Here is a 19608-nt window from a genome sequence, read left to right as displayed (position 1 = left end):
CTTCGGGGAGCTGTAGGCCTTCGGGAGCCGTGGGCCTTCGGCAGGCCGTAGACCCTACAGGGCGGTGAGGATCCTCGGGCCGGCGGCGGTGATCGCGACCGTGTGCTCGGCGTGCGCGGCGCGGCTGCCGTCGACGGTCCGCAGGGTCCAGCCGTCCGGGTCGCAGGCGTAGTCGTCCGTACCGCCCGCGATGAGCATGGGCTCGATCGCGATGACCATGCCGGCACGCAGCTTCGTACCCTGTCCCGCCGGGCCCTCGTTGGGTACGCCCGGCTCCTCGTGCATGGAGCGTCCGATGCCGTGGCCGCCGAAGCCGTCGGGGATGCCGTACCCGGCGGAACGGCAGACGGTGCCGATGGCGTGGGCGATGTCGCCGATGCGGTTGCCGTGCCGCGCGGCGGCGATGCCCGCGGCGAGGGCGGCCTCGGCGGTCGAGATGAGCCGCAGGTCGGCCGGGCGGGCCGCGCCGACGGTGAAGCTGACGGCGGCGTCGCCGACCCAGCCGTCCAGTTTCGCGCCGCAGTCGATGCTGACCAGGTCGCCGTCGCGCAGCCGGTAGTCGGTCGGGATGCCGTGCACGATCGCGTCGTTGACGGAGGCGCAGATCACCGCGGGGAAGGGGACCGGGGCGAACCGCGGCCGGTAGCCGAGGAAGGGCGAGCTCGCGCCGGCCTCGCGGAGCACCTCGCGCGCGGCCAGGTCGAGCTCCAGCAGGGAGACCCCTACGGCGGCCCGGTCCCAGGCGGCGGCGAGGGCGTGTGCGACGACGCGGCCCGCGGCACGCATCCGGTCGATCGATCGGTCTGTCTTGAGTTCCACCATGCCAATAACTATACCGGTATAACTGTAACGGGATACTTATTGGGTCCCGGGGTAGGATGAGGGCATGGTCCGTACCCCCCTCACCCCCGAAGAGCGCGAGCGCGGCGAACGCCTCGGCGCCCTGTTGCGCACGGCCCGCGGTGGCCGCAGCATGGTCGAGATCGCGGCCAGCGCCGGGCTCTCCGCCGAAACCCTCCGCAAGATCGAGACCGGCCGGGCCCCGACCCCGGCCTTCTTCACCGTCGCCGCCCTGGCGGGGGCCCTGGGGCTCTCGCTGGACGAAGTGATGCGGCGCTGCGCCCTCGTGCCCGTGTGAGGTCCGGGAGGGCGGGCGGGTCGCGGCCGTTCGGCCGACGGGCCCGCCCTTCGGCGTGCCGTAAGAGCGGGCCCGGCGGGCCGAACGGCCCAATCGGCGGTGGGAGGGCCGGGGCGCGGGGCAAGCGTGAAGGCGTGTCAGACATGAACGCTTCCACATCCAAGCGAATCGGCCTCGGACTCGTGGGCGCCCTCCTCGCGGGCGGCCTGCTGCTCGCGGCCTGCGCCGCCCCCGAAGGCCGGGCCCACGCAGGGGACCCGGGCGACGTGGTCTTCCGCCACCCGGGCGTCGTCGTCAGCCACACCCGGCTCCAGCACGCGAAGCAGATGGTCGCGGCCGGCAAGGAGCCGTGGAACTCCGCGTACCAGGCGCTCCTGAAGAGCCGCTACGCCTCCCTCGACTACCGGGCCCACCCGGCCGACGTGGTGCCCTGCCCCTTCAACTCGGGGCCGCAGTCCTGCCTCGACGAACGGCAGGACGCGATCGCCGCGTACACCCACGCCCTGCTGTGGTCGGTGAACGGCAAGGCCTCCCACGCCCGCAAGGCCGTGGAGATCATGGACGGCTGGTCCGCCGTGATGAAGCGCCACACCGAGGACAACGCCGGGCTCCAGGCCGCCTGGTCCGGCTCCACCTGGGCCCGCGCCGCCGAGATCGTCCACGCCGACCACCCGGCCTGGGGGGAGGGGCGGGTCGCCCGCTTCAAGGAGATGCTGCGCACGGCCTACCTCCCGGCCGTCCGCGCGCAGGTGCCGGCGTACAACGGCAACTGGGAGCTGGCGATGACGGACGCGGATCTGAGCATCTCCGTGTTCCTGGAGGACCGGGCCGTCTTCCAGGAGTCCCTGGACCGGTTCCGCGACCGCGTCCCGGCCTACTTCTACCTCGAGCGGGACGGCGCGCACCCGCTGGCGCCGCCGCGCACCGGCATCGACTCGCCGGACAAGGTGGCGGCGTACTGGTTCGGCCAGGGGGCGTACGTCGACGGCGTCGCCCAGGAGACCTGCCGCAACCTGATGCACGTCGGCTACGCGCTCGCGGCGTCCGCGCACATCGCGGAGACGGCCTGGCACCAGGGCGTCGACCTGTACGGGGAACAGGGCGAGCGGCTCCGCGCGGCACTGGAGTTCCACGCGAAGTACCAACTGGGGGCCCAGGCCCCCGGGTGGCTGTGCGGCGGCAAGCTGGAGCGCACGATGGGACCCGACCTGGAAGTCGCCCTCCACCACTACGCGGTGCGGACGGGCGCGAAACTCCCGTACACCCGCGAGCTGGTCGAGAAGACGCGGCCGGCCGGGACGGACGACCTGTTCGTGGCGTGGGAGACCCTCACCCACGGGGAGCCGGCGGCGCCGGCCGCCTGAGGTCCCGCTCTGGCCGCCTTCCCCGTCCTGCCGGACCTGACCGAACACCACGTCGGCGAAGTGGACGCCGAAACCGATGGTGGCGGCGGTGGACGGCGGTCCGGGCGAGGTCGTGGTCGAAGGCCGAGGACCGGTCGGGGTGGTAGATCTGGATCGGCGAGTGCACGGCGTCACCGAAGGCGATCAGGCGCCGGCCGCCCCCGGTGATCACGTACTCGGCGTGCCCGACGGTGTGCCCCGGGGGTGATCCGCACGCGGACCCCGGGGAAGGTCTCCTGCCCGTCGTCGAGCGTGCGCACGCGCGGCGACCCGCTCGGTCGTGCCCTCCGTGGTGAGGAGGTCGAGGCGGTCCCACGATGTCCCCTGGGGCGACGCCGAGTTCGGCCAGGCCGTCCGGGAGCGCACCCCCGTGGATCACGCCGACGGGGCCGTCCGGGGCGCGGGGCGTCTGCGGGCCGAAGCCCGCGTCGATCAGCAGCGCGCGGCCGCCGTGCTCCACCAGCAGGCCGTCGACGCCCGCCACGAGGTGGCCCGCGGGGTCCAGGTACTCCGGGTGGCTCCCGAGCACCAGGTCATCGCCGAGCGGCAGCTGTGCGGGCTGGCGGACGGGCCAGCGCCCCGGATCGCCGAGCACGTGCGGGAGCGCGCCGCCCTGCGGACCCGGCTCCTGGGCCTCCTCGCCGTGGACTCGCCGGTGTCCGGGCTCGCCCCGGAGGAGCAGGACCTGCTGCGGGGTCTGCTGGAGCGGGCCGTCACCTCCCGCTGACCGGCTCCGGCCGGGCGGTGACCGGGCTCCGGCGGACCAGCGGACCGCTCCGGCCGACCGGGCGGCGTAGGGTCGGGCGCATGACGATCGATGAGCTGGGCAGAGCGAGGTACGTCAGTCTCACCACCTTCCGCAAGAACGGCACGGCCGTGGCCACGCCGGTGTGGGCGGTCGTGGACGGCGACGAGCTGTACGTGTGGACGCGCGACGACGCGTGGAAGGTGAAGCGGATCCGCAACGACGGGCGGGTCACCGTCGTGGCCTGTGACGTACGCGGACGGGTGGCCGAAGGGGCCGAGGTCGCCGAGGGCGAGGCGCGGTTGCTGGACGCGGCCGGGCTGAAGCGGGTGCGGAAGCTGATGGGGCGCAAGTACACCTGGCAGTTCTGGCTGCTGGACGTGCCGGCCGCCATCGTCCGGCGCGGGCGCCCGCACACCGCGATCGCGGTCAGGCTTGCCCCGCCTGCCGTCAAGCTTTGAGACTCCTGTAGCCCGCCCGTAACACGGGTGGGGTCCAATGCGGGTATGGAGACCGCGACTTCGCAGGTGATCGGCCAACTCTCCGGATACATGCGGGGGTTGACGCAACGACTGGATCCCGGGGCGGGCTGGTACGGGGAGTTCCTGCGACGGGACCCCCAGGGGATGCGGGCCTGTCTGGACGGGGCGGCGATGCCGCCCTGGGACGTACTGGAGTCGCTGCTCGGTGACTTGGCGGGATCGACGGGCGCGACGGCGCTCGCGCGGGAGGCGCAGTACGCGGCCGGTCTGCGGGCCGCGGCGGTCGGGGTCTGGGACCGGCTGCCCGGCGGCGTGGAGGAACTGCGCACGCTGCTCGATTCGGCCGCGGAGCAGCGGGCCCGGGCCCGCGACGCCCTGCGCGTGCTGTCGGCGCGGCTCGCCGAAACGGCGGACCCGGCGCAGGCACAGGCCCTGTCCCGGGAACTCTCCTGGACCCGCGACGACGGCGCCCGCGCGGCGGCCCGCCACGAGGACCTGACGAGCCGCCTGGAGGCGGTGGCCCCGGGGGCGACGGGCCGGCCGGAGGAAGACTGGCCCGGGTACCCGTCGACGGCGCGGCCGGAGCCCCTGGGCGCGGTGCCCGCCCAGCGCGCCGCGACCTCGCCGGGCGCGGCGTGGCCGGGGCCGCGGGAAGGGATGGGCGGCGGCGCGACGTCGGAGTCCGGGGATGCGGGGTGGGCCGGGGATCCGGGGGATCCCGGGGATCCCGGGGAGGCGCAGGGCGCGGCTTCGGGCGTGGCGTCCGGGTGGGTGTCGAGCACGGCTTCGGGCGCGGTGTCGGGCACAGCTTCGGGCACGGCTGCGGGCGCGGCGCCGGGGCGGGCGTCGGGCGCCGCATCCGCCCCGGCATCGGGCCCGGCGCCGAAAGCAGCGGGGGAGCCGGTCGGGCGGGCCGAGGGCCGGTGGCTGCGCGGTGCGCGGCGCAGTGGCGGGGCCCGGTACGCGGGGGCGGCGGTGTCCGAAGCGGGGGCCGTCACCGTGCCCCCGGGGCAGTCCTCGTCCGACACGCCCCTGCGCGGCGCCCGCTTCGGGCGGCCCGCCCACCCGGCGGCCGAGCCGTCCCCGGCGGGAGATCCGGGGCCGGAGCGGAACGCCTCGACGGACGGGGCCGGGCTTGCCGCCGGTCCGGCACGGGGAGCTCTGTACGAGCCCGCCCGGGCGGGCTCCGAAGGGCCGTTCCCCGGGCAGTCGTCCGCCGCCGCGGGCGAGAGCGGCCACGCCGGGTCCGGGCCCGCCGGCGGGCACTCCGGAGGCAGGCCGACGGAAGAGGAGGCCTGGAGCCCCGCGGCCGGCCGGTGGGGTGACGACTCCGGCCCGACGGGCCGGGGCGGCCATCGGCCCACGACCCCGGCGTGGAGCACGGGCCACAACCCCGCGCCCGGCGGCGGTCCGGCTCCCGGCGGCGCCCCTGCGCTTGGCGGCGATCCCGTGTTCGGCGGCAACCCCGAGCTTGGAGGCAGCCCCCTGCATGGCCACAATCCCGCGCCCGGCAGCCGGCCCGCGCCCGGCGCTCCCGCGCCTGACAGGGCTCACGCGCCCGGCATGACTCCCGCGCTCGGCGGCGACCCCGTGTTCGGCGGCAACCCCCAGCTTGGAGGCAGCCCCCTGCATGGCCACAATCCCGCGCCCGGCAGCCGGCCCGCGCCCGGTGCTCCCGCGCCAGGCAGGGCTCCCGCCCCCGAACCGGGCCCCCGCCCCCACCGGCAGGGTGAGCCGGTGCTGTGGCCGGACCGTACCCCCGACCCGGGCCCCCGGCCCCACCATCAGGGTGAGCCCGCCCCGTGGCCGGACCGTGCCCCCGACGGCTCCGCCGACTGGCCCGGCCCGGGTTCCGACGCCGGCCCGCACGGTGGTTCCGGGATGTGGGCCGGTCCTGCCTCCGCCGACGGCACGCAAGGGACGCCCGCGCAGTGGCAGGCCCCCGCTCCCGGGGCCGGCGGGCAGGGTGTGTCCGGTGGTTCGGGGCCCGGTGGTGGCCCGGAGGGCGCGGCGGCACAGTGGCCCGACCCGGCGCACGGCGGCAGCCCGCACGGCGCGTCCGCCCGGTGGCCCGGAGCCCCCCGGGGCTTCGTGGAGGGGCTCGTGGCCCTGCGGAGCCAGGGGCGGAGCGGGGAGGCGCACGCCCTGCTCTGCGAGGCCGCCGCCGGGCCCGCAGAGCGGTTGGCCCCGCTGGGGGAGGAGCTGGGGCGGGCCGGGCTGGCCGCGGACTGGGCCACCCTGCTCTGGGAGGCGGCCTCGCTGCCGCCCGCCCGGTTCGCCGCGGCCGCCGTCGCGCTCGGACCGGCCGACCGCGAAGCCCTGCTGCGCCAGGGCGCCGCCCGGCCGGCCGCCGAGATCGCCGAGGCGGCCCTCGTGCTGGCGGAGGCCGGCCGCACGGAGGAGGCCGACGCGCTGCTCGCCGCGTTCGTCCGGGTCCGCACCGCCGAGGAGGCGGCCCGGCTCGCGCGCCGGGATCCCCGCTGGTTCGCTCCCCGGCTGCTCCGCGCCGCCGAAGCCCTCTCGGGGGCTCATCACCGCGACCTGTTGCACGCCCTTCGAGTCGCGAATCTGCCCGTCGCCTGACCGGAAACGACCACGTGCCGACGTAACTCCTGCGTTTGGTGATCGACTACTCCAACCGCGCAAGGCGGTCTTGCCCCGGGCCTGGCCGAGGCCTACCTTCAACTCCCTACGCGCAGCCGTCGTACACCCTCTACGTGCGTAGAAGCCGGCGTAACCCGTCGCGAGGAGCAGCTCATGGCCCAAGTCGTCCGCGCCGCACTCGTCCAGGCCACCTGGACGGGAGACACCGAGTCGATGATCGCCAAACACGAGGAGCACGCCCGTAGGGCGGCCGCCCAGGGTGCGAAGATCATCGGCTTCCAGGAAGTCTTCAACGCCCCCTACTTCTGCCAGGTCCAGGAGTCCGAGCACTACCGCTGGGCCGAGGCGGTCCCCGACGGCCCCACCGTCCAGCGGATGCAGGCCCTCGCCCGCGAGACCGGCATGGTGATCGTCGTACCGGTCTTCGAGCTGGAATCCGAGGGCTTCTACTACAACACCGCCGCGGTCATCGACGCCGACGGCAGCTACCTCGGCAAGTACCGCAAGCACCACATCCCGCAGGTCAGGGGCTTCTGGGAGAAGTACTACTTCCGCCCGGGCAACCTCGGCTTCCCGGTCTTCGACACCGCCGTCGGCCGGGTCGGCGTCTACATCTGCTACGACCGGCACTTCCCGGAGGGCTGGCGCGAACTGGGCCTGGCCGGAGCCCAGTTGGTCTACAACCCCTCGGCCACCTCGCGCGGCCTGTCCGGGTACCTGTGGCAGCTGGAGCAGCCCGCCTCGGCCGTCGCCAACGAGTACTTCGTCGCCGCCATCAACCGCGTCGGCCAGGAGGAGTACGGCGACAACGACTTCTACGGCACCAGCTACTTCGTCGACCCGCGCGGCCAGTTCGTAGGCGATGTCGCCAGCGACAAGGAGGAGGAACTCCTCGTCCGCGACCTCGACTTCGACCTCATCAAGGAGGTCCGCGACCAGTGGGCCTTCTACCGCGACCGCCGCCCCGACGCCTACGGAGGACTCGTACAGCCGTGACCAACCCGATCCCCCTGCACAGCCGGCACCGCTCCGTCCTGCCCGACTGGCTCGCGCTCTACTACGACCGCCCCATCGAACTCACCCACGGAGAGGGCCGTCACGTCTGGGACGCGGACGGCAACCGCTACCTCGACTTCTTCGGCGGCATCCTCACCACGATGACCGCCCACGCCCTGCCCGAGGTCACCAAGGCCGTCTCCGAACAGGCCGGGCGGATCATCCACTCCTCCACCCTGTACCTGAACCGCCCGATGATCGAACTGGCCGAGCGTGTCGCGGCGTTGTCCGGCATCCCCGACGCCCGGGTCTTCTTCACGACCTCCGGCACCGAGGCCAACGACACCGCCCTCATGCTCGCGACGACGTACCGCCGCTCCAACCAGATCCTGGCGATGCGCAACAGCTACCACGGCCGGTCCTTCTCCACCGTCTCCATCACCGGCAACCGAGGCTGGTCCCCGACCAGCCTCTCGCCGCTGCAGACGTACTACGTCCACGGCGCGGTCCGCACCCGCGGCCCCTTCGCCCACCTCGACGACACCGCCTTCACCGCCGCGGCCGTCGCCGACCTGGAGGACGTACTGGGCCAGGCCCGGGGCGGGGTCGCGGCGCTCATCGCCGAGCCGATCCAGGGCGTGGGCGGCTTCACCTCGCCTCCCGACGGGCTCTACGGGTCCTTCCGCGAGGTCCTCGACCGGCACGGCATCCTCTGGATCAGCGACGAGGTGCAGACCGGGTGGGGCCGGACGGGCGAGCACTTCTGGGGCTGGCAGGCCCACGACCAGAACGGCCCGCCGGACATCATCACCTTCGCCAAGGGCATCGGCAACGGCATGTCCATCGGCGGAGTCGTGGCCCGCGCCGAGGTGATGAACTGTCTCGACTCCAACTCCATCTCCACCTTCGGCGGTTCACCGGTCACCATGGCGGCGGGCGTGGCCAACCTCGCCTACCTCCTCGAACACGACCTCCAGGGCAACGCCCGCCGCGTCGGCGGTCTGCTGCTGGAGCGGCTGCGGGCCATCGCCGCGACCGTGCCCGCCGTACGCGAGGTACGCGGCCGGGGCCTGATGGCCGGACTGGAACTGACCGAACCCGGCACCGACCGGGCGGACCCGGACGCGGCCGCCGCCGTACTGGAGGCCGCCCGGGCCGGCGGCCTGCTGCTCGGCAAGGGCGGTGGCCACAACACCAGCGTGCTGCGCATCGCGCCGCCGCTCTCCCTCACCGTCGCCGAGGCGGAAGAGGGCGCCGAAATCCTCGCCGAGGCCCTCCGCACCCTCAACTAGAACCGGGGGAGACGTACATGAGCAGCATCCGCACCCTGATCCGCGGCGGTCTCGTCATCACCGCGTCCGACGAGCTCCACGCCGACGTGCTGATCGAGGACGGCCGGGTCGCCGCCCTCGCCGCACACGGCACGGCGGCCGCCGAGACGTGGACGGCCGACCGGACGATCGACGCGAGCGGGAAGTACGTCATCCCCGGCGGGGTCGACGCCCACACCCACATGGAGCTGCCCTTCGGTGGCACCGCGGCCTCCGACACCTTCGAGACCGGCACCCGCGCGGCCGCCTGGGGCGGCACCACCACCATCGTGGACTTCGCCGTCCAGACACCGGGGCACGCCCTGCGCGAGGGCCTCGACACCTGGTACGACAAGGCCGCCGGCAAGTGCGCCGTCGACTACGCCTTCCACATGATCCTCTCGGACGTCAACGAGCGGACCCTGAAGGAGATGGACCTGGTGGGGGAGGGGGTCACCTCCTTCAAGGGTTTCATTGGCTCGCGTGACCAGGAATTTCCTCGGCGATTCGGCGACCCAGTGGGTGCGGGCGCCTCGTGCTGAACGACGCGGTGCCCAGCGGCGTGGGCTCCCGGCGTTGCCACGGCTTGTGCCGGCGACCGGACCAGCGCATTCCTTTCGGTGGTCCGGTCGGCACCCCTCTTGGTTCGGAATTGCAAGGCGAAGGGAATTCTCGGCCATGACTAGAACCCTCATTACCGGCGGCCTTGTCATTACGGCTTCCGACGAGTTGCATGCGGATGTTCTGATCGAGGACGGCCGTGTCGTGGCGATGGCGACAGCGGGCAGCCAGCAGTGGACCGCCGACAGGGTGATCGACGCCTCGCGGAAGTACGTGATCCCGGGTGGGGTCGATGCACACACGCATATGGAGCTGCCGTTCGGCGGCACCTTCGCGTCGGACACGTTCGAGACCGGGACCCGAGCCGCAGCCTGGGGCGGGACGACGACGATCGTCGATTTCGCGGTGCAGACACCCGGGCACTCCCTCCGAGAGGGCTTGGACACCTGGTACGCGAAGGCCGACGGGCAATGTGCGATCGACTACGCGTTCCACATGATCGTGTCCGACGTCAATGAGCACTCCCTCAAGGAAATGGATGGACTCGTCGAAGAAGGCGTAAGTTCGTTCAAATTGTTTATGGCGTATCCGGGAGTCTTCTATTCGGATGACGGCCAGATCCTGCGGGCGATGCAGCGGGCTTCGGGGAACGGCGGGCTGATCATGATGCACGCCGAGAACGGCATCGCGATCGACGTCCTCGTCGAACAGGCCCTGGCACGCGGGGAGACGGACCCCCGCCATCACGGCGAGGTCCGCAAGGTCCTCCTCGAAGCCGAGGCCACCCACCGTGCCATCCAGCTGGCGCGGGTCGCCGGTTCACCTCTTTACGTCGTCCACGTCTCGGCGGAGGAAGCGGTCGCGGAGCTGGCGGCGGCGCGGGACAAGGGCCTGCCGGTCTTCGGCGAGACCTGTCCGCAGTACCTCTTCCTGTCCACCGACAACCTCGAAGAGCCCGACTTCCAGGGCGCCAAGTACGTCTGCTCGACTCCGCTGCGCCCGCGCGAGCATCAGGCGGCGCTGTGGCGGGGGCTGCGGACGAACGATCTTCAGGTGGTGTCCACCGACCACTGTCCGTTCTGTTTCCGGGGGCAGAAGGAGCTGGGCCGGGGAGACTTCTCGAAGATCCCGAACGGGCTGCCGGGGGTGGAGAACCGTATGGACCTGCTCCACCAGGCGGTCCTGGACGGGCACATCAGCCGGCGCCGCTGGATCGAGATCGCCTGCGCGACCCCGGCCCGGATGTTCGGCCTCTACCCGCAGAAGGGCACGATCGCGCCGGGTTCCGACGCCGACATCGTCCTCTACGATCCGCACGCCGAGCAGGTCATCTCCGCCGAGACGCACCACATGAACGTGGACTACTCGGCGTACGAGGGCAAGCGGATCACCGGACGCGTCGACACCGTGCTCTCGCGCGGCGAGGTGGTCATCGACCGCCGGGAGTACACCGGGCGGGCCGGTCACGGGGCGTTCGTTCACCGCTCCACCTGTCAGTACCTGTAAAGCCGCACGCCCGCACACAGCAGCAGCAAGGAGCCATGCATGGACTTCGGCCTCGTCCTGCAAACCGACCCGCCCGCCTCCCAGGTCGTCAGCCTCATGAAGCGCGCCGAGCGCAATGGCTTCCGCTACGGCTGGACGTTCGACTCCGCTGTCCTGTGGCAGGAGCCGTTCGTCATCTACAGCCAGATCCTGGCCAACACGCAGCGCATGCACGTGGGCCCGATGGTCACCAACCCCGGCACCCGTACTTGGGAGGTGACCGCTTCAACCTTCGCCACCCTCAACGACATGTACGGCAACCGCACGGTCTGTGGGATCGGCCGCGGGGACTCCGCGATGCGGGTCGTGGGCCGGGCCCCCAACACCCTGGCCCGCCTCGGGGAGGCCATCGACGTCATCCGGGACCTGGCGGAGGGCCGCGAAGCGGTCGTAGACGGGAACCCGATCAAGATCCCCTGGATCCGGGACGGGAGACTTCCGGTCTGGATGGCGGCCTACGGGCCGAAGGCCCTCGCCCTGGCAGGGCAGAAGGCGGACGGGTTCATCCTCCAGCTCGCCGACCCCTACCTCACCGAGTGGATGATCAAGGCAGTCCGCCAGGCTGCTGTGGAGGCCGGCCGCGATCCCGATTCGGTCACCATCTGCGTGGCGGCCCCGGCGTACGTCACGGCCGACGACTCGGCGCAGGCCCTGGCCCACGCCCGCGACCAGTGCCGCTGGTTCGGCGGCATGGTCGGCAACCACGTCGCCGACCTGGTCTCCCGCTACGGCGAGCACTCCTCGATGGTCCCGGACGAGCTCACCGAGTACGTCAAGTCCCGCCAGGGCTACGACTACAGCCACCACGGCCGCGCCGGGAACCCGTCCGCCGACTTCGTCCCCGACGAGATCGTCGACCGCTTCTGCCTCCTGGGCCCGGCCGCGGCCCACATCGAGAAGCTCCGGGCCCTGCGGGATCTGGGCGTGGACCAGTTCGCGGTCTACGACATGCACGACGCCCGGGAAGCCACCATCGACGCGTACGGCGCCGACGTCATCCCGACGTTCCGCTGACTTTCGCGAGGGCGCGGGGCCGACCAGGAGGTCGGCCCCGCAACAGGTTGCCGGCGGCTCTCGCGCGGACAGTCACTTCTTTCGCACCGCCCCCTCTCCCGCAGACTGCGACTTCCCGCTGTAAGACGACGGCCGCGAGGCACTCGGCGTGATGGTCGGCGACAGCGAGACCGGTGGGCGTGTCATCCCCACGGGGCGACGTTCGGCACGGTAGATCAGGCAAGACTCTCGCCAGCGCCCAACACCGCCCCGGAGGTTCCATGTCGAAAAGCGGCGCGCCCCGCATCGACGTCCCGAGTGAGGCCCCGGCGCGGGCATCGCTCGTGTTGGCGTCCCTGATCATCGTTGCCGCAGTGGCAAACCTGAACCTGTCGGTGGCCAACGTGGCGCTGCCCGCGATCGGGAAGGCCTTCGACTCCTCCCAGAGCTCGCTGAACCTGGTCGCCGTGGGGTACTCCCTCGGCCTGGCCGCATCGGTCCTCTACCTGGGCGCGGTCGGCGACCGCCATGGGCGCAAGCTGCTGCTGCTCCTCGGCACCGCCCTGTCCGTCCCCGCCTGCCTGCTCGCCGCGTCCGCACCGAACGACACGGTCCTGGTGATGGCCCGGATCCTCGGCGGGCTCTCGGCCGGCATGGCCTACCCGACCACCCTGGCGCTGATCACCGCCCTGTGGGCAGGGCCCGGGCGGACGAAGCCGATCGCGCTGTGGTCGGCCCTGGGCGGCGGCATCTCCATGCTCGGGCCGGTGATCGCGGGCGCACTGCTCGAACGCTTCTACTGGGGATCGGTGTTCCTGATCACCCTGCCCCTCGCCGTGGTCGCACTGGTCATGGCCCTGCTGTTCGTCCCCGCACACGTCAACGAGTCGGCCGAACCAGTGGACAACCTCGGCGGCATCCTGTCCGTCCTCCTGATCGCGGGACTGGTACTGGCGATCAATTTCGCCGCAGTCCCCCACCAGGGAGCCCTGGTCGTCGGCCTCGCCGTGATCGCCCTGGCCGCCGGAGCGGCGTTCTTCAGGCGTCAGCGCCGGGCCCCCAACCCGTTGTACGACCTCCACATCGCCGGACGGCGCACGTTCTGGGTCGCCGCATGCGCGGGAATCATCGTGTACGGCTCCATGATGGGATCGGCGTTCATCAGCCAGCAGTACCTGCAGAACGTGCTCGGGTACAACCCCGTCGAAGCCGGCGCCGCCATCCTCCCCCTCGTCGTGATGATGGTGCTCGTGGCGCCACGGTCCGCGAAGCTGGTCGAGACGCGCGGCGCCCGCACGACCCTGCTGATCGGCTACGCGTTCCTCTTCCTCGCCTTCGGCTGGATGCTGCTGTTCTGGGGCGAGCACAGCCGCTACTGGCACATCGGCCTCGCCTACGTGCTCACCGGGATCGGCGCCGGCCTCGCCGGGACGCCCGCATCCCACTCGCTGACCGGATCGGTGCCCGTGCGGCGGGCCGGCATGGCCTCCGGCACCGCCGACCTGCAACGGGACCTCGGCGGGGCCGTCATGCAGTCCATCATGGGGCTGCTCCTCACCGCCGGCTACGCCTCGGCCTTCAGCGCGGCGATCGCCACCTCCCGAGAGAGCAAGGACGTGTCGGACCAGGTCCAGAGCGAGCTGACGAAGTCGTTCGCCTCCGCCGGGCAGGTCGCCCAGCAGCACCCCCAGTACACCGACCAGATCGTCGAGGCAGCACGCCGGTCGTTCCTCCACGGCGACGACTGGGCGTACACCGTCGGCCTGGCCGCGATCGGCCTGGGTGCGATGCTGATCTTCTTCATGTTCCCGCACCGGGACGCCGAGCGGGAGCTCCTGGGGCGCTACTACGCCGAGGACTCCGCCTCCGCCTCCGCCGCCACCGAGAGGCCGAGCGGACCGGGAGCCTGAGAGGCCCTACGGTCAGCCGGGCGCCGACCGTGTCTCCCGCACCCCAGTTGAGCCGTTCGGTTCGGGAGAACACCCCATTGGGTCAATGGCAGTCGTGCCACCGGGCCGTGGCAATCCGGTGGTGCTGTCGTGGTGGCGCGGATTGCGTGTCCCCGCCAGCACCCAGGGAGCGGTTTAGTGGAAGCCAGCAGCAGTGACCGTGGCCGAACGCCCGTTGTTCCTCCTCCGGCCGTCCGACACGAACTGCCGAGCCTCACATGAACAGCGCGATCGCGATCCTGGCGGACACCCCTGCGCAGCTGCTCCCCGCCCGCCAGCTCATGGCCTTCACCCTGGCCTCCCACATCCTGCTCGTTCCCTTCGGCGTGGCTCTGCCCGCCATCACCCTGCTGATGCACTACCGCGGGCTGCGCAAGGGCGATCCGGTCGCCCTGCTGCTCGCGCGGCGCTGGTCGGCGGTCATGGCCGTGCAGTTCGCCATCGGCATCGTCACCGGGACCGTGCTCTCCTTCGAGTTCGGCCTGCTCTGGCCGGGCCTCATGGGCCGGTGGGGCGATGTCTTCGGCCTCGGGTTCGGGGTCGAGGCGTGGGCGTTCTTCCTGGAGGCGATCCTCATCGCCATCTACCTCTACGGCTGGCGGAGACTGAAGCCGTGGACGCACTTCTGGCTGGCTCTGCCCCTGCCGCTGACGGCACTGATGGGCGCGTTCGGCATCATCGCCGCGAACTCCTGGATGAACACGCCGCGCGGCTTCTCGCTCGACGCGGGCGGCAACCCCGTGGACATCGACGTCCGCAAGGCGATCTTCACGCCGATCTTCGGCCCCGAGTACTGGCACTTCGTGGCGGGTGTCGTCCTCACGGCGGGCTACGTCGTGGCCGGGGTCTACGCGGTGGGCTGGCTGCGCGGCCGGCGTGACCACTACCACCGGCTCGGCTTCACCGTTCCGTTCACCGTCGCCGCGATCCTCACCCCCGTGCAGTTCGTGCTCGGGGACTCCATCGCCCGCTCGGTGTTCCAGGAGCAGCCGGTGAAGTTCGCCGCCACCGAGTTGGTCTGGAAGACCGGCACCCACCAACCGGAGATCCTGTTCGGACGCCTGCACGAGGACGGAACGGTCTCCGGCGGGCTCAAGTTCCCCCAACTGGACTCGATCCTCGCCGGTTTCAGCCCGGACACCCGGGTGACGGGCCTGTCGTCGGTCCCCGCGAGCGACCGCCCCACGGCGGTCCAGGCCACCATCGCCCACTGGGCGTTCGACATCATGGTGTCGATCGGGAGCGCTCTCCTCCTGCTCGCGCTCTGGTACGGCTGGTGCTGGTGGCGACGACGCGACCTGCCGAGTTCCCCGTGGTTCTTCCGGTGCGCCGCCGTGGCAGGGGTGGCCTGCCTGGTGACGGTGGAATGCGGCTGGATCACCACCGAGGTGGGGCGCCAGCCCTGGATCGTGTACGAGAACATGCGGGTGTCCGAAGCCGTCACGGACACCCGGGCCGCGTCGTTGTGGACGATGCTCGCCGTCGTCATCGTCGTCTACGCATTGATCTTCGGCACCCTCCTGGGCGTCCTGCTCACCATGCGCACCCGCTGGCGGATCGCGGACGAACAAGAGGGCGCTGCCCAGGCCGCCGGCACTCCGGAAAGCGACGCCCCCTACGGGCCCCGCCGGGCGACCGTCGCGGCCGCACCGGATCACGATCACGGCTCCGCACGCGGTGACGGAGGAGGGCGATGATCCAGGACGTCGTGGCCTGGGTGCTCCTGGGTGCGGTCGCCGCCTACGCCTGTGCGGGCGGGACGGACTACGGAGCCGGGTTCTGGGACCTCTTCGCGGGCGGCGCCGTACGGGGCAAGCGGCCCCGGTGGCTGATCGACCACGCCATGGAGCCCGTCTGGGAGACGAACAACGTCTGGCTCATCTTCGTCCTGGTGTTCATGTGGACGGGCTTTCCGGTCCTGTTCCAGACGCTCTTCACCGCCATGTGGCTACCCCTGGCGCTCGCGGCCCTGGGGCTCGCCCTACGCGGTGCGGGCTTCGCCCTCCGCAAACCCATGACACGCCTCGCGCACCGCAGGATCTACGGCAGGACCTTCGCCGTTTCCTCCCTCCTGGTGCCCTTCTTCCTCGGGGCGGTCGTCGGCGGGTTGGCCACGGGCCGGGTCGCTCCGGGGACGAAGGCGTCCGCGGACGCGTGGTCCAACGGGACCTCCGTGCTCTGCGGCCTGCTCACCGTCGCCGCGACCGCCTTCCTGGGGGCGGTGTTCCTCACCGCCGACGCCCGCCGCTTCGACGCCCCCGACCTCGTCCAGTACTTCCGGCTGCGGGCCTGGTGCAGTCTCGGGGGCATCGCCGTCCTGACCGCCGTCGGCCTCGTCGTCACACACGACGACGCGCGCTACGTCTACGACGGCCTCACCAGCGGCGTCGGCCTGGCCTTCGTCCTGGCGGCCGCCGCCTGCGCCGCGGCCACTGCCGTGCTGCTCCACCGCACGGCCACGGGCTGGGCGAGGATCACCGCGGTCGGGAGCGTCGCCCTCGTCGTCATCGCCTGGGGGCTGGCCCAGCGCCCCTATCTCATCCCCACCTCGCTGACCGTGGACGAGGCGGCCGGAGCACCGACGACACTGCGCTGGCTGCTCCTGGTCACGGTCATCGCGATCGTGCTCGTCGGACCGCCGCTGGTCCTGCTTTACCGCCTGGACACCAGCGGCGCCCTGCAACCCCTCGCCGACGACGACCTGCGCCGCACGGCCGTGAACCGGGATGCGGGCCCGCACCGCTGACCACTCCGCCGCTCCCTCTCCATCGAGAGCATGGACAGCCTGCGATCGCTTTTGAGGGTTCCTAGAGTGCTCAAGCTGTTCATGGCGTACCCCGGGGTCTTCTACAGCGACGACGGGCAGATCCTGCGGGCGATGCAGCGGGCGTCGGGCAACGGCGGGCTGATCATGATGCACGCCGAGAACGGCATCGCGATCGACGTCCTGGTCGAACAGGCCCTGGCACGCGGGGAGACGGACCCCCGCCACCACGGCGAGGTCCGCAAGGTCCTCCTCGAAGCCGAGGCCACCCACCGTGCCATCCAGCTGGCGCGGGTGGCCGGCTCACCTCGTTACGTCGTCCACGTCTCGGCGGAGGAAGCGGTCGCGGAGCTGGCGGCGGCGCGGGACAAGGGCCTGCCGGTCTTCGGCGAGACCTGCCCGCAGTACCTCTTCCTGTCCACCGACAACCTGGAGGAGCCGGACTTCCAGGGCGCGAAGTACGTCTGCTCCACCCCCCTCCGTCCGCGCGAGCACCCGGCGGCGCTGTGGCGGGGCCTGCGGACGAACGACCTCCAGGTGGTCTCCACCGACCACTGCCCGTTCTGCTTCCGGGGCCAGAAGGAGCTGGGCCGGGGCGACTTCTCCAAGATTCCCAACGGTCTCCCCGGTGTGGAGAACCGCTTGGACCTCCTCCACCAGGCCGTCCTGGACGGGCACATCAGCCGCCGCCGCTGGATCGAGATCGCGCGCGCGACCCCGGCCCGGATGTTCGGCCTCTACCCGCAGAAGGGCACGATCGCGCCGGGTTCCGACGCCGACATCGTCCCCTACGATCCGCACGCCGAGCAGGTCATCTCCGCCGAGACGCACCACATGAACGTGGACTACTCGGCGTACGAGGGCAAGCGGATCACCGGACGCGTCGACACGGTCCTCTCGCGCGGTGAACTCGTCATCGATCGGCGCGAGTTCACCGGCCGGGCCGGCCACGGGGCCTTCATCCCCCGCTCCACCTGCCAGTACCTGTAAGCCGTAAGCCCGCACGCAGCAGCAAGGAGCCATGCATGGACTTCGGTCTCGTCCTGCAAACCGACCCGCCCGCCTCGCAGGTCGTCAGCCTCATGAAGCGCGCGGAGCGCAACGGCTGGACCTTCGACTCCGCCGTGCTGTGGCAGGAGCCGTTCGTCATCTACAGCCAGATCCTGGCCAACACGCAGCGCATGCACGTCGGTCCGATGGTCACCAACCCGGGCACCCGCACCTGGGAGGTCACTGCCTCCACCTTCGCGACCCTCAACGACATGTACGGCAATCGTACGGTCTGCGGGATCGGGCGCGGCGATTCGGCGATGCGGGTCGCCGGTCGCGCGCCGAACACCCTGGCCCGCCTCGGGGAGGCCATCGACGTCATCCGGGACCTGGCGGAGGGCCGGGAGGCCCTCGTGGACGGCAATCCGATCCGGATCCCCTGGATCCGGGAGGGAAAGCTGCCCGTGTGGATGGCGGCGTACGGGCCCAAGGCCCTCGCACTCGCCGGACAGAAGGCCGACGGGTTCATCCTCCAGCTCGCGGACCTCTACCTCACGGAGTGGATGATCAAGGCGGTACGGCAGGCCGCGGTGGAGGCCGGCCGCGATCCCGCCGCGATCACCATCTGCGTGGCGGCCCCGGCGTACGTGGGGGACGATCTCGCGCACGCCCGACCAGTGCCGCTGGTTCGGCGGCATGGTCGGCAACCACGTGGCCGACCTCGTCTCACTCTACGGCGAGCACTCCGGGATGGTCCCGGACGAGCTCACCGAGTACGTCGAGTCCCGCCAGGGCTACGACTACAGCCACCACGGCCGCGCCGGGAACCCGTCCACCGACTTCGTCCCCGACGAGATCGTCGACCGCTTCTGCCTCCTGGGCCCGGCCGCGGCCCACATCGAGAAGCTCCGCGCCCTGCAGGCGCTCGGCGTCGACCAGTTCGCCGTCTACGACATGCACGACGCGAGGGAGGCGACCATCGACGCTTACGGAACGCAGATCATTCCCGCGTTGAACGCCTGAAGCCGCGTTCGGGACGGGAAAGGCGTGACGGCGGCGCCGTCAGAACAGGGTGTTGTCGCCGGGCAGTCGGCGGCCAGGAGGGTGGCGAAGGTGTGCTGCTCCAGGTGCGTCAGGGCGCTGCCGTCCGGTTCGATCCCAGTTGTCAGAGGCAGCAGCCAGGATGGCCGTCATGACAGACGGAACCACCTGGCTCGCTGCCCCTCAGTCCATCGCCTTCGGGGGCTACCACGTGGTGCTCGCCCGCGTGCTGTCGCCGGAAGAACTCGCCGACCGTCTCGCCGCGACCGTCCTGTACGACGCCGAGCACATGGTCGTGGCGGTCGGGGAGCACACCGGAGACTCCCTCCTGGAGCTCATGGACGACACCTACGGCGATCCCTTCGACGGCATCGGGCTGCGGCTCGGACGCGCCGGGGAGTGGACGTACGCGGTCGCGTACGGCGGCTGGCCGGGCGAGTTCGGCCCCCTGGCACCGGTCTCGCGTGACGGCGTACACGTCTGCCTCCTGGAGTACGAGGAGGAGAACGGCAAGCCGGTCCCGCCGCGGTTCGAGTACTGCCATGACGGTCGCCTCCTGAGCGCCTGCAACCTGTACCTGGACGCCTCGTGGGGCTACCAGGGGGTCGACGGCGACCCCGCGACGGCCGCCCGCCTCCAGGAACTGCTCACCGCCGCCGGCCTCCCCGACCCGGAACGGGACGACAGGGAGGTACACCGCACGGCGCTGGGCATCGTCGCGGACTTCCTCGGCCTCTCCCTGCCACAGGCCCCGATCGTGAGCGGCACCCTGCAGGCTGTCCTGCTGGAACCGGTGTGATCCTGGGCCAGGCGGCACGCGGCGGGCTCGCGGAGGGCGACGGTAGCGGGAAGGGGCCGTCGCGGCGTCTACGGTCCGTTCAGGCGGTCCTGATCGCACGGTCGATCTCCGCGCCGGTGCGGGCGACGACCACCGGGTAGTCGTCCACCATGGCCGCCGGCAACTGGTGCCGGGTCTCGTCTCGCGACAGTGGAGGTAGACGTCAGCCTCCTCGCCCTCCGCCGTCCTCACCCACAGGACGTCCGCCTCGGGGTCCCGCGCCACCGCGAAGGGGCCGAGGACCTCGTG

Annotated in this window: 14 protein-coding genes and 3 pseudogenes; 16 read left to right on the top strand and 1 reads right to left on the bottom strand. The window is 71.8% G+C overall.

Annotated elements, in window-relative coordinates:
* Positions 1-54 precede the first annotated feature (54 nt).
* Positions 55-822 carry a type I methionyl aminopeptidase gene (gene map / locus OG435_RS40805; RefSeq protein ID WP_266885148.1) on the bottom strand — a complete coding sequence of 256 codons (768 nt, stop codon included), beginning with the start codon at positions 820-822 and terminating at the stop codon, positions 55-57.
* 64 nt (positions 823-886) lie between these two features.
* On the opposite strand from map, the gene OG435_RS40800 reads away from it, so the two are divergent.
* The 16 genes and pseudogenes from OG435_RS40800 (at position 887) to OG435_RS40725 (ending at position 19320) form a co-directional block, all read left to right on the top strand.
* Positions 887-1138: a helix-turn-helix domain-containing protein gene (locus tag OG435_RS40800; protein WP_266885146.1), complete on the top strand. Its 252-nt coding sequence runs from the start codon at positions 887-889 to the stop codon at positions 1136-1138.
* Positions 1139-1281: 143 nt separating this feature from the next.
* On the top strand, positions 1282-2502 hold the full coding sequence (locus OG435_RS40795) for an alginate lyase family protein (RefSeq protein WP_266885144.1): 1221 nt from the start codon (positions 1282-1284) through the stop codon (positions 2500-2502).
* Between the two features lie 319 nt (positions 2503-2821).
* Entirely contained in the window at positions 2822-3268 is a 447-nt protein-coding gene (locus OG435_RS40790) for a hypothetical protein (RefSeq protein WP_266885142.1), read from the top strand.
* 80 nt (positions 3269-3348) lie between these two features.
* On the top strand, positions 3349-3747 hold the full coding sequence (locus OG435_RS40785; protein WP_266885140.1) for a PPOX class F420-dependent oxidoreductase: 399 nt from the start codon (positions 3349-3351) through the stop codon (positions 3745-3747).
* A gap of 45 nt (positions 3748-3792) precedes the next feature.
* Positions 3793-6351: a hypothetical protein gene (locus OG435_RS40780; RefSeq protein ID WP_266885138.1), complete on the top strand. Its 2559-nt coding sequence runs from the start codon at positions 3793-3795 to the stop codon at positions 6349-6351.
* A 174-nt stretch (positions 6352-6525) separates the two neighbouring features.
* On the top strand, positions 6526-7368 hold the full coding sequence (locus OG435_RS40775) for a nitrilase-related carbon-nitrogen hydrolase (RefSeq protein WP_266885136.1): 843 nt from the start codon (positions 6526-6528) through the stop codon (positions 7366-7368).
* A complete protein-coding gene (locus OG435_RS40770) occupies positions 7365-8660 on the top strand; it encodes an aspartate aminotransferase family protein (RefSeq protein WP_266885134.1) in 1296 nt (431 codons plus the stop codon). The genes OG435_RS40775 and OG435_RS40770 overlap by 4 nt, the downstream gene beginning before the upstream one ends.
* Positions 8661-8677: 17 nt before the next feature.
* Positions 8678-9154, top strand: a pseudogene (locus tag OG435_RS40765) (amidohydrolase family protein); the annotation flags it as partial.
* A gap of 202 nt (positions 9155-9356) precedes the next feature.
* Positions 9357-10745 carry a dihydropyrimidinase gene (gene hydA / locus OG435_RS40760; RefSeq protein ID WP_266885132.1) on the top strand — a complete coding sequence of 463 codons (1389 nt, stop codon included), beginning with the start codon at positions 9357-9359 and terminating at the stop codon, positions 10743-10745.
* Between the two features lie 39 nt (positions 10746-10784).
* Complete coding sequence (locus tag OG435_RS40755; protein ID WP_266885130.1) at positions 10785-11798, top strand: TIGR03842 family LLM class F420-dependent oxidoreductase; 1014 nt, start codon at positions 10785-10787, stop codon at positions 11796-11798.
* A 260-nt stretch (positions 11799-12058) separates the two neighbouring features.
* Positions 12059-13687, top strand: a complete 1629-nt coding sequence (locus tag OG435_RS40750; RefSeq protein ID WP_266885128.1) for an MFS transporter — start codon at positions 12059-12061, stop codon at positions 13685-13687.
* Between the two features lie 257 nt (positions 13688-13944).
* Positions 13945-15423 (top strand): cytochrome ubiquinol oxidase subunit I, encoded by a 1479-nt coding sequence (locus tag OG435_RS40745; protein ID WP_266885125.1) that lies wholly within the window; start codon positions 13945-13947, stop codon positions 15421-15423.
* Positions 15420-16472: a cytochrome d ubiquinol oxidase subunit II gene (locus tag OG435_RS40740; RefSeq protein ID WP_266885123.1), complete on the top strand. Its 1053-nt coding sequence runs from the start codon at positions 15420-15422 to the stop codon at positions 16470-16472. The genes OG435_RS40745 and OG435_RS40740 overlap by 4 nt, the downstream gene beginning before the upstream one ends.
* A 72-nt stretch (positions 16473-16544) precedes the next feature.
* Positions 16545-17480: pseudogene (locus OG435_RS40735) on the top strand (amidohydrolase family protein); the annotation flags it as partial.
* A 35-nt stretch (positions 17481-17515) separates the two neighbouring features.
* Positions 17516-18503 (top strand): annotated as a pseudogene (locus OG435_RS40730) (TIGR03842 family LLM class F420-dependent oxidoreductase).
* 169 nt (positions 18504-18672) lie between these two features.
* Positions 18673-19320, top strand: a complete 648-nt coding sequence (locus OG435_RS40725) for a hypothetical protein (RefSeq protein WP_266885121.1) — start codon at positions 18673-18675, stop codon at positions 19318-19320.
* Positions 19321-19608 lie beyond the last annotated feature (288 nt).

The organism is Streptomyces sp. NBC_01264 (genome assembly GCF_026340675.1).
Taxonomy (GTDB): domain Bacteria; phylum Actinomycetota; class Actinomycetes; order Streptomycetales; family Streptomycetaceae; genus Streptomyces.
This window is presented reverse-complemented; position numbering and strand designations above follow the sequence as displayed.

Bases quoted from the DNA above. Each gene is read 5' to 3' on its own strand.
- map (WP_266885148.1), bottom strand. From the start codon at position 822: ATGGTGGAACTCAAGACAGACCGATCGATCGACCGGATGCGTGCCGCG.
- OG435_RS40800 (WP_266885146.1), top strand. From the start codon at position 887: ATGGTCCGTACCCCCCTCACCCCCGAAGAGCGCGAGCGCGGCGAACGC.
- OG435_RS40795 (WP_266885144.1), top strand. From the start codon at position 1,282: ATGAACGCTTCCACATCCAAGCGAATCGGCCTCGGACTCGTGGGCGCC.
- OG435_RS40785 (WP_266885140.1), top strand. From the start codon at position 3,349: ATGACGATCGATGAGCTGGGCAGAGCGAGGTACGTCAGTCTCACCACC.
- OG435_RS40780 (WP_266885138.1), top strand. From the start codon at position 3,793: ATGGAGACCGCGACTTCGCAGGTGATCGGCCAACTCTCCGGATACATG.
- OG435_RS40775 (WP_266885136.1), top strand. From the start codon at position 6,526: ATGGCCCAAGTCGTCCGCGCCGCACTCGTCCAGGCCACCTGGACGGGA.
- hydA (WP_266885132.1), top strand. From the start codon at position 9,357: ATGACTAGAACCCTCATTACCGGCGGCCTTGTCATTACGGCTTCCGAC.
- OG435_RS40755 (WP_266885130.1), top strand. From the start codon at position 10,785: ATGGACTTCGGCCTCGTCCTGCAAACCGACCCGCCCGCCTCCCAGGTC.
- OG435_RS40750 (WP_266885128.1), top strand. From the start codon at position 12,059: ATGTCGAAAAGCGGCGCGCCCCGCATCGACGTCCCGAGTGAGGCCCCG.
- OG435_RS40745 (WP_266885125.1), top strand. From the start codon at position 13,945: ATGAACAGCGCGATCGCGATCCTGGCGGACACCCCTGCGCAGCTGCTC.
- OG435_RS40740 (WP_266885123.1), top strand. From the start codon at position 15,420: ATGATCCAGGACGTCGTGGCCTGGGTGCTCCTGGGTGCGGTCGCCGCC.
- OG435_RS40725 (WP_266885121.1), top strand. From the start codon at position 18,673: ATGACAGACGGAACCACCTGGCTCGCTGCCCCTCAGTCCATCGCCTTC.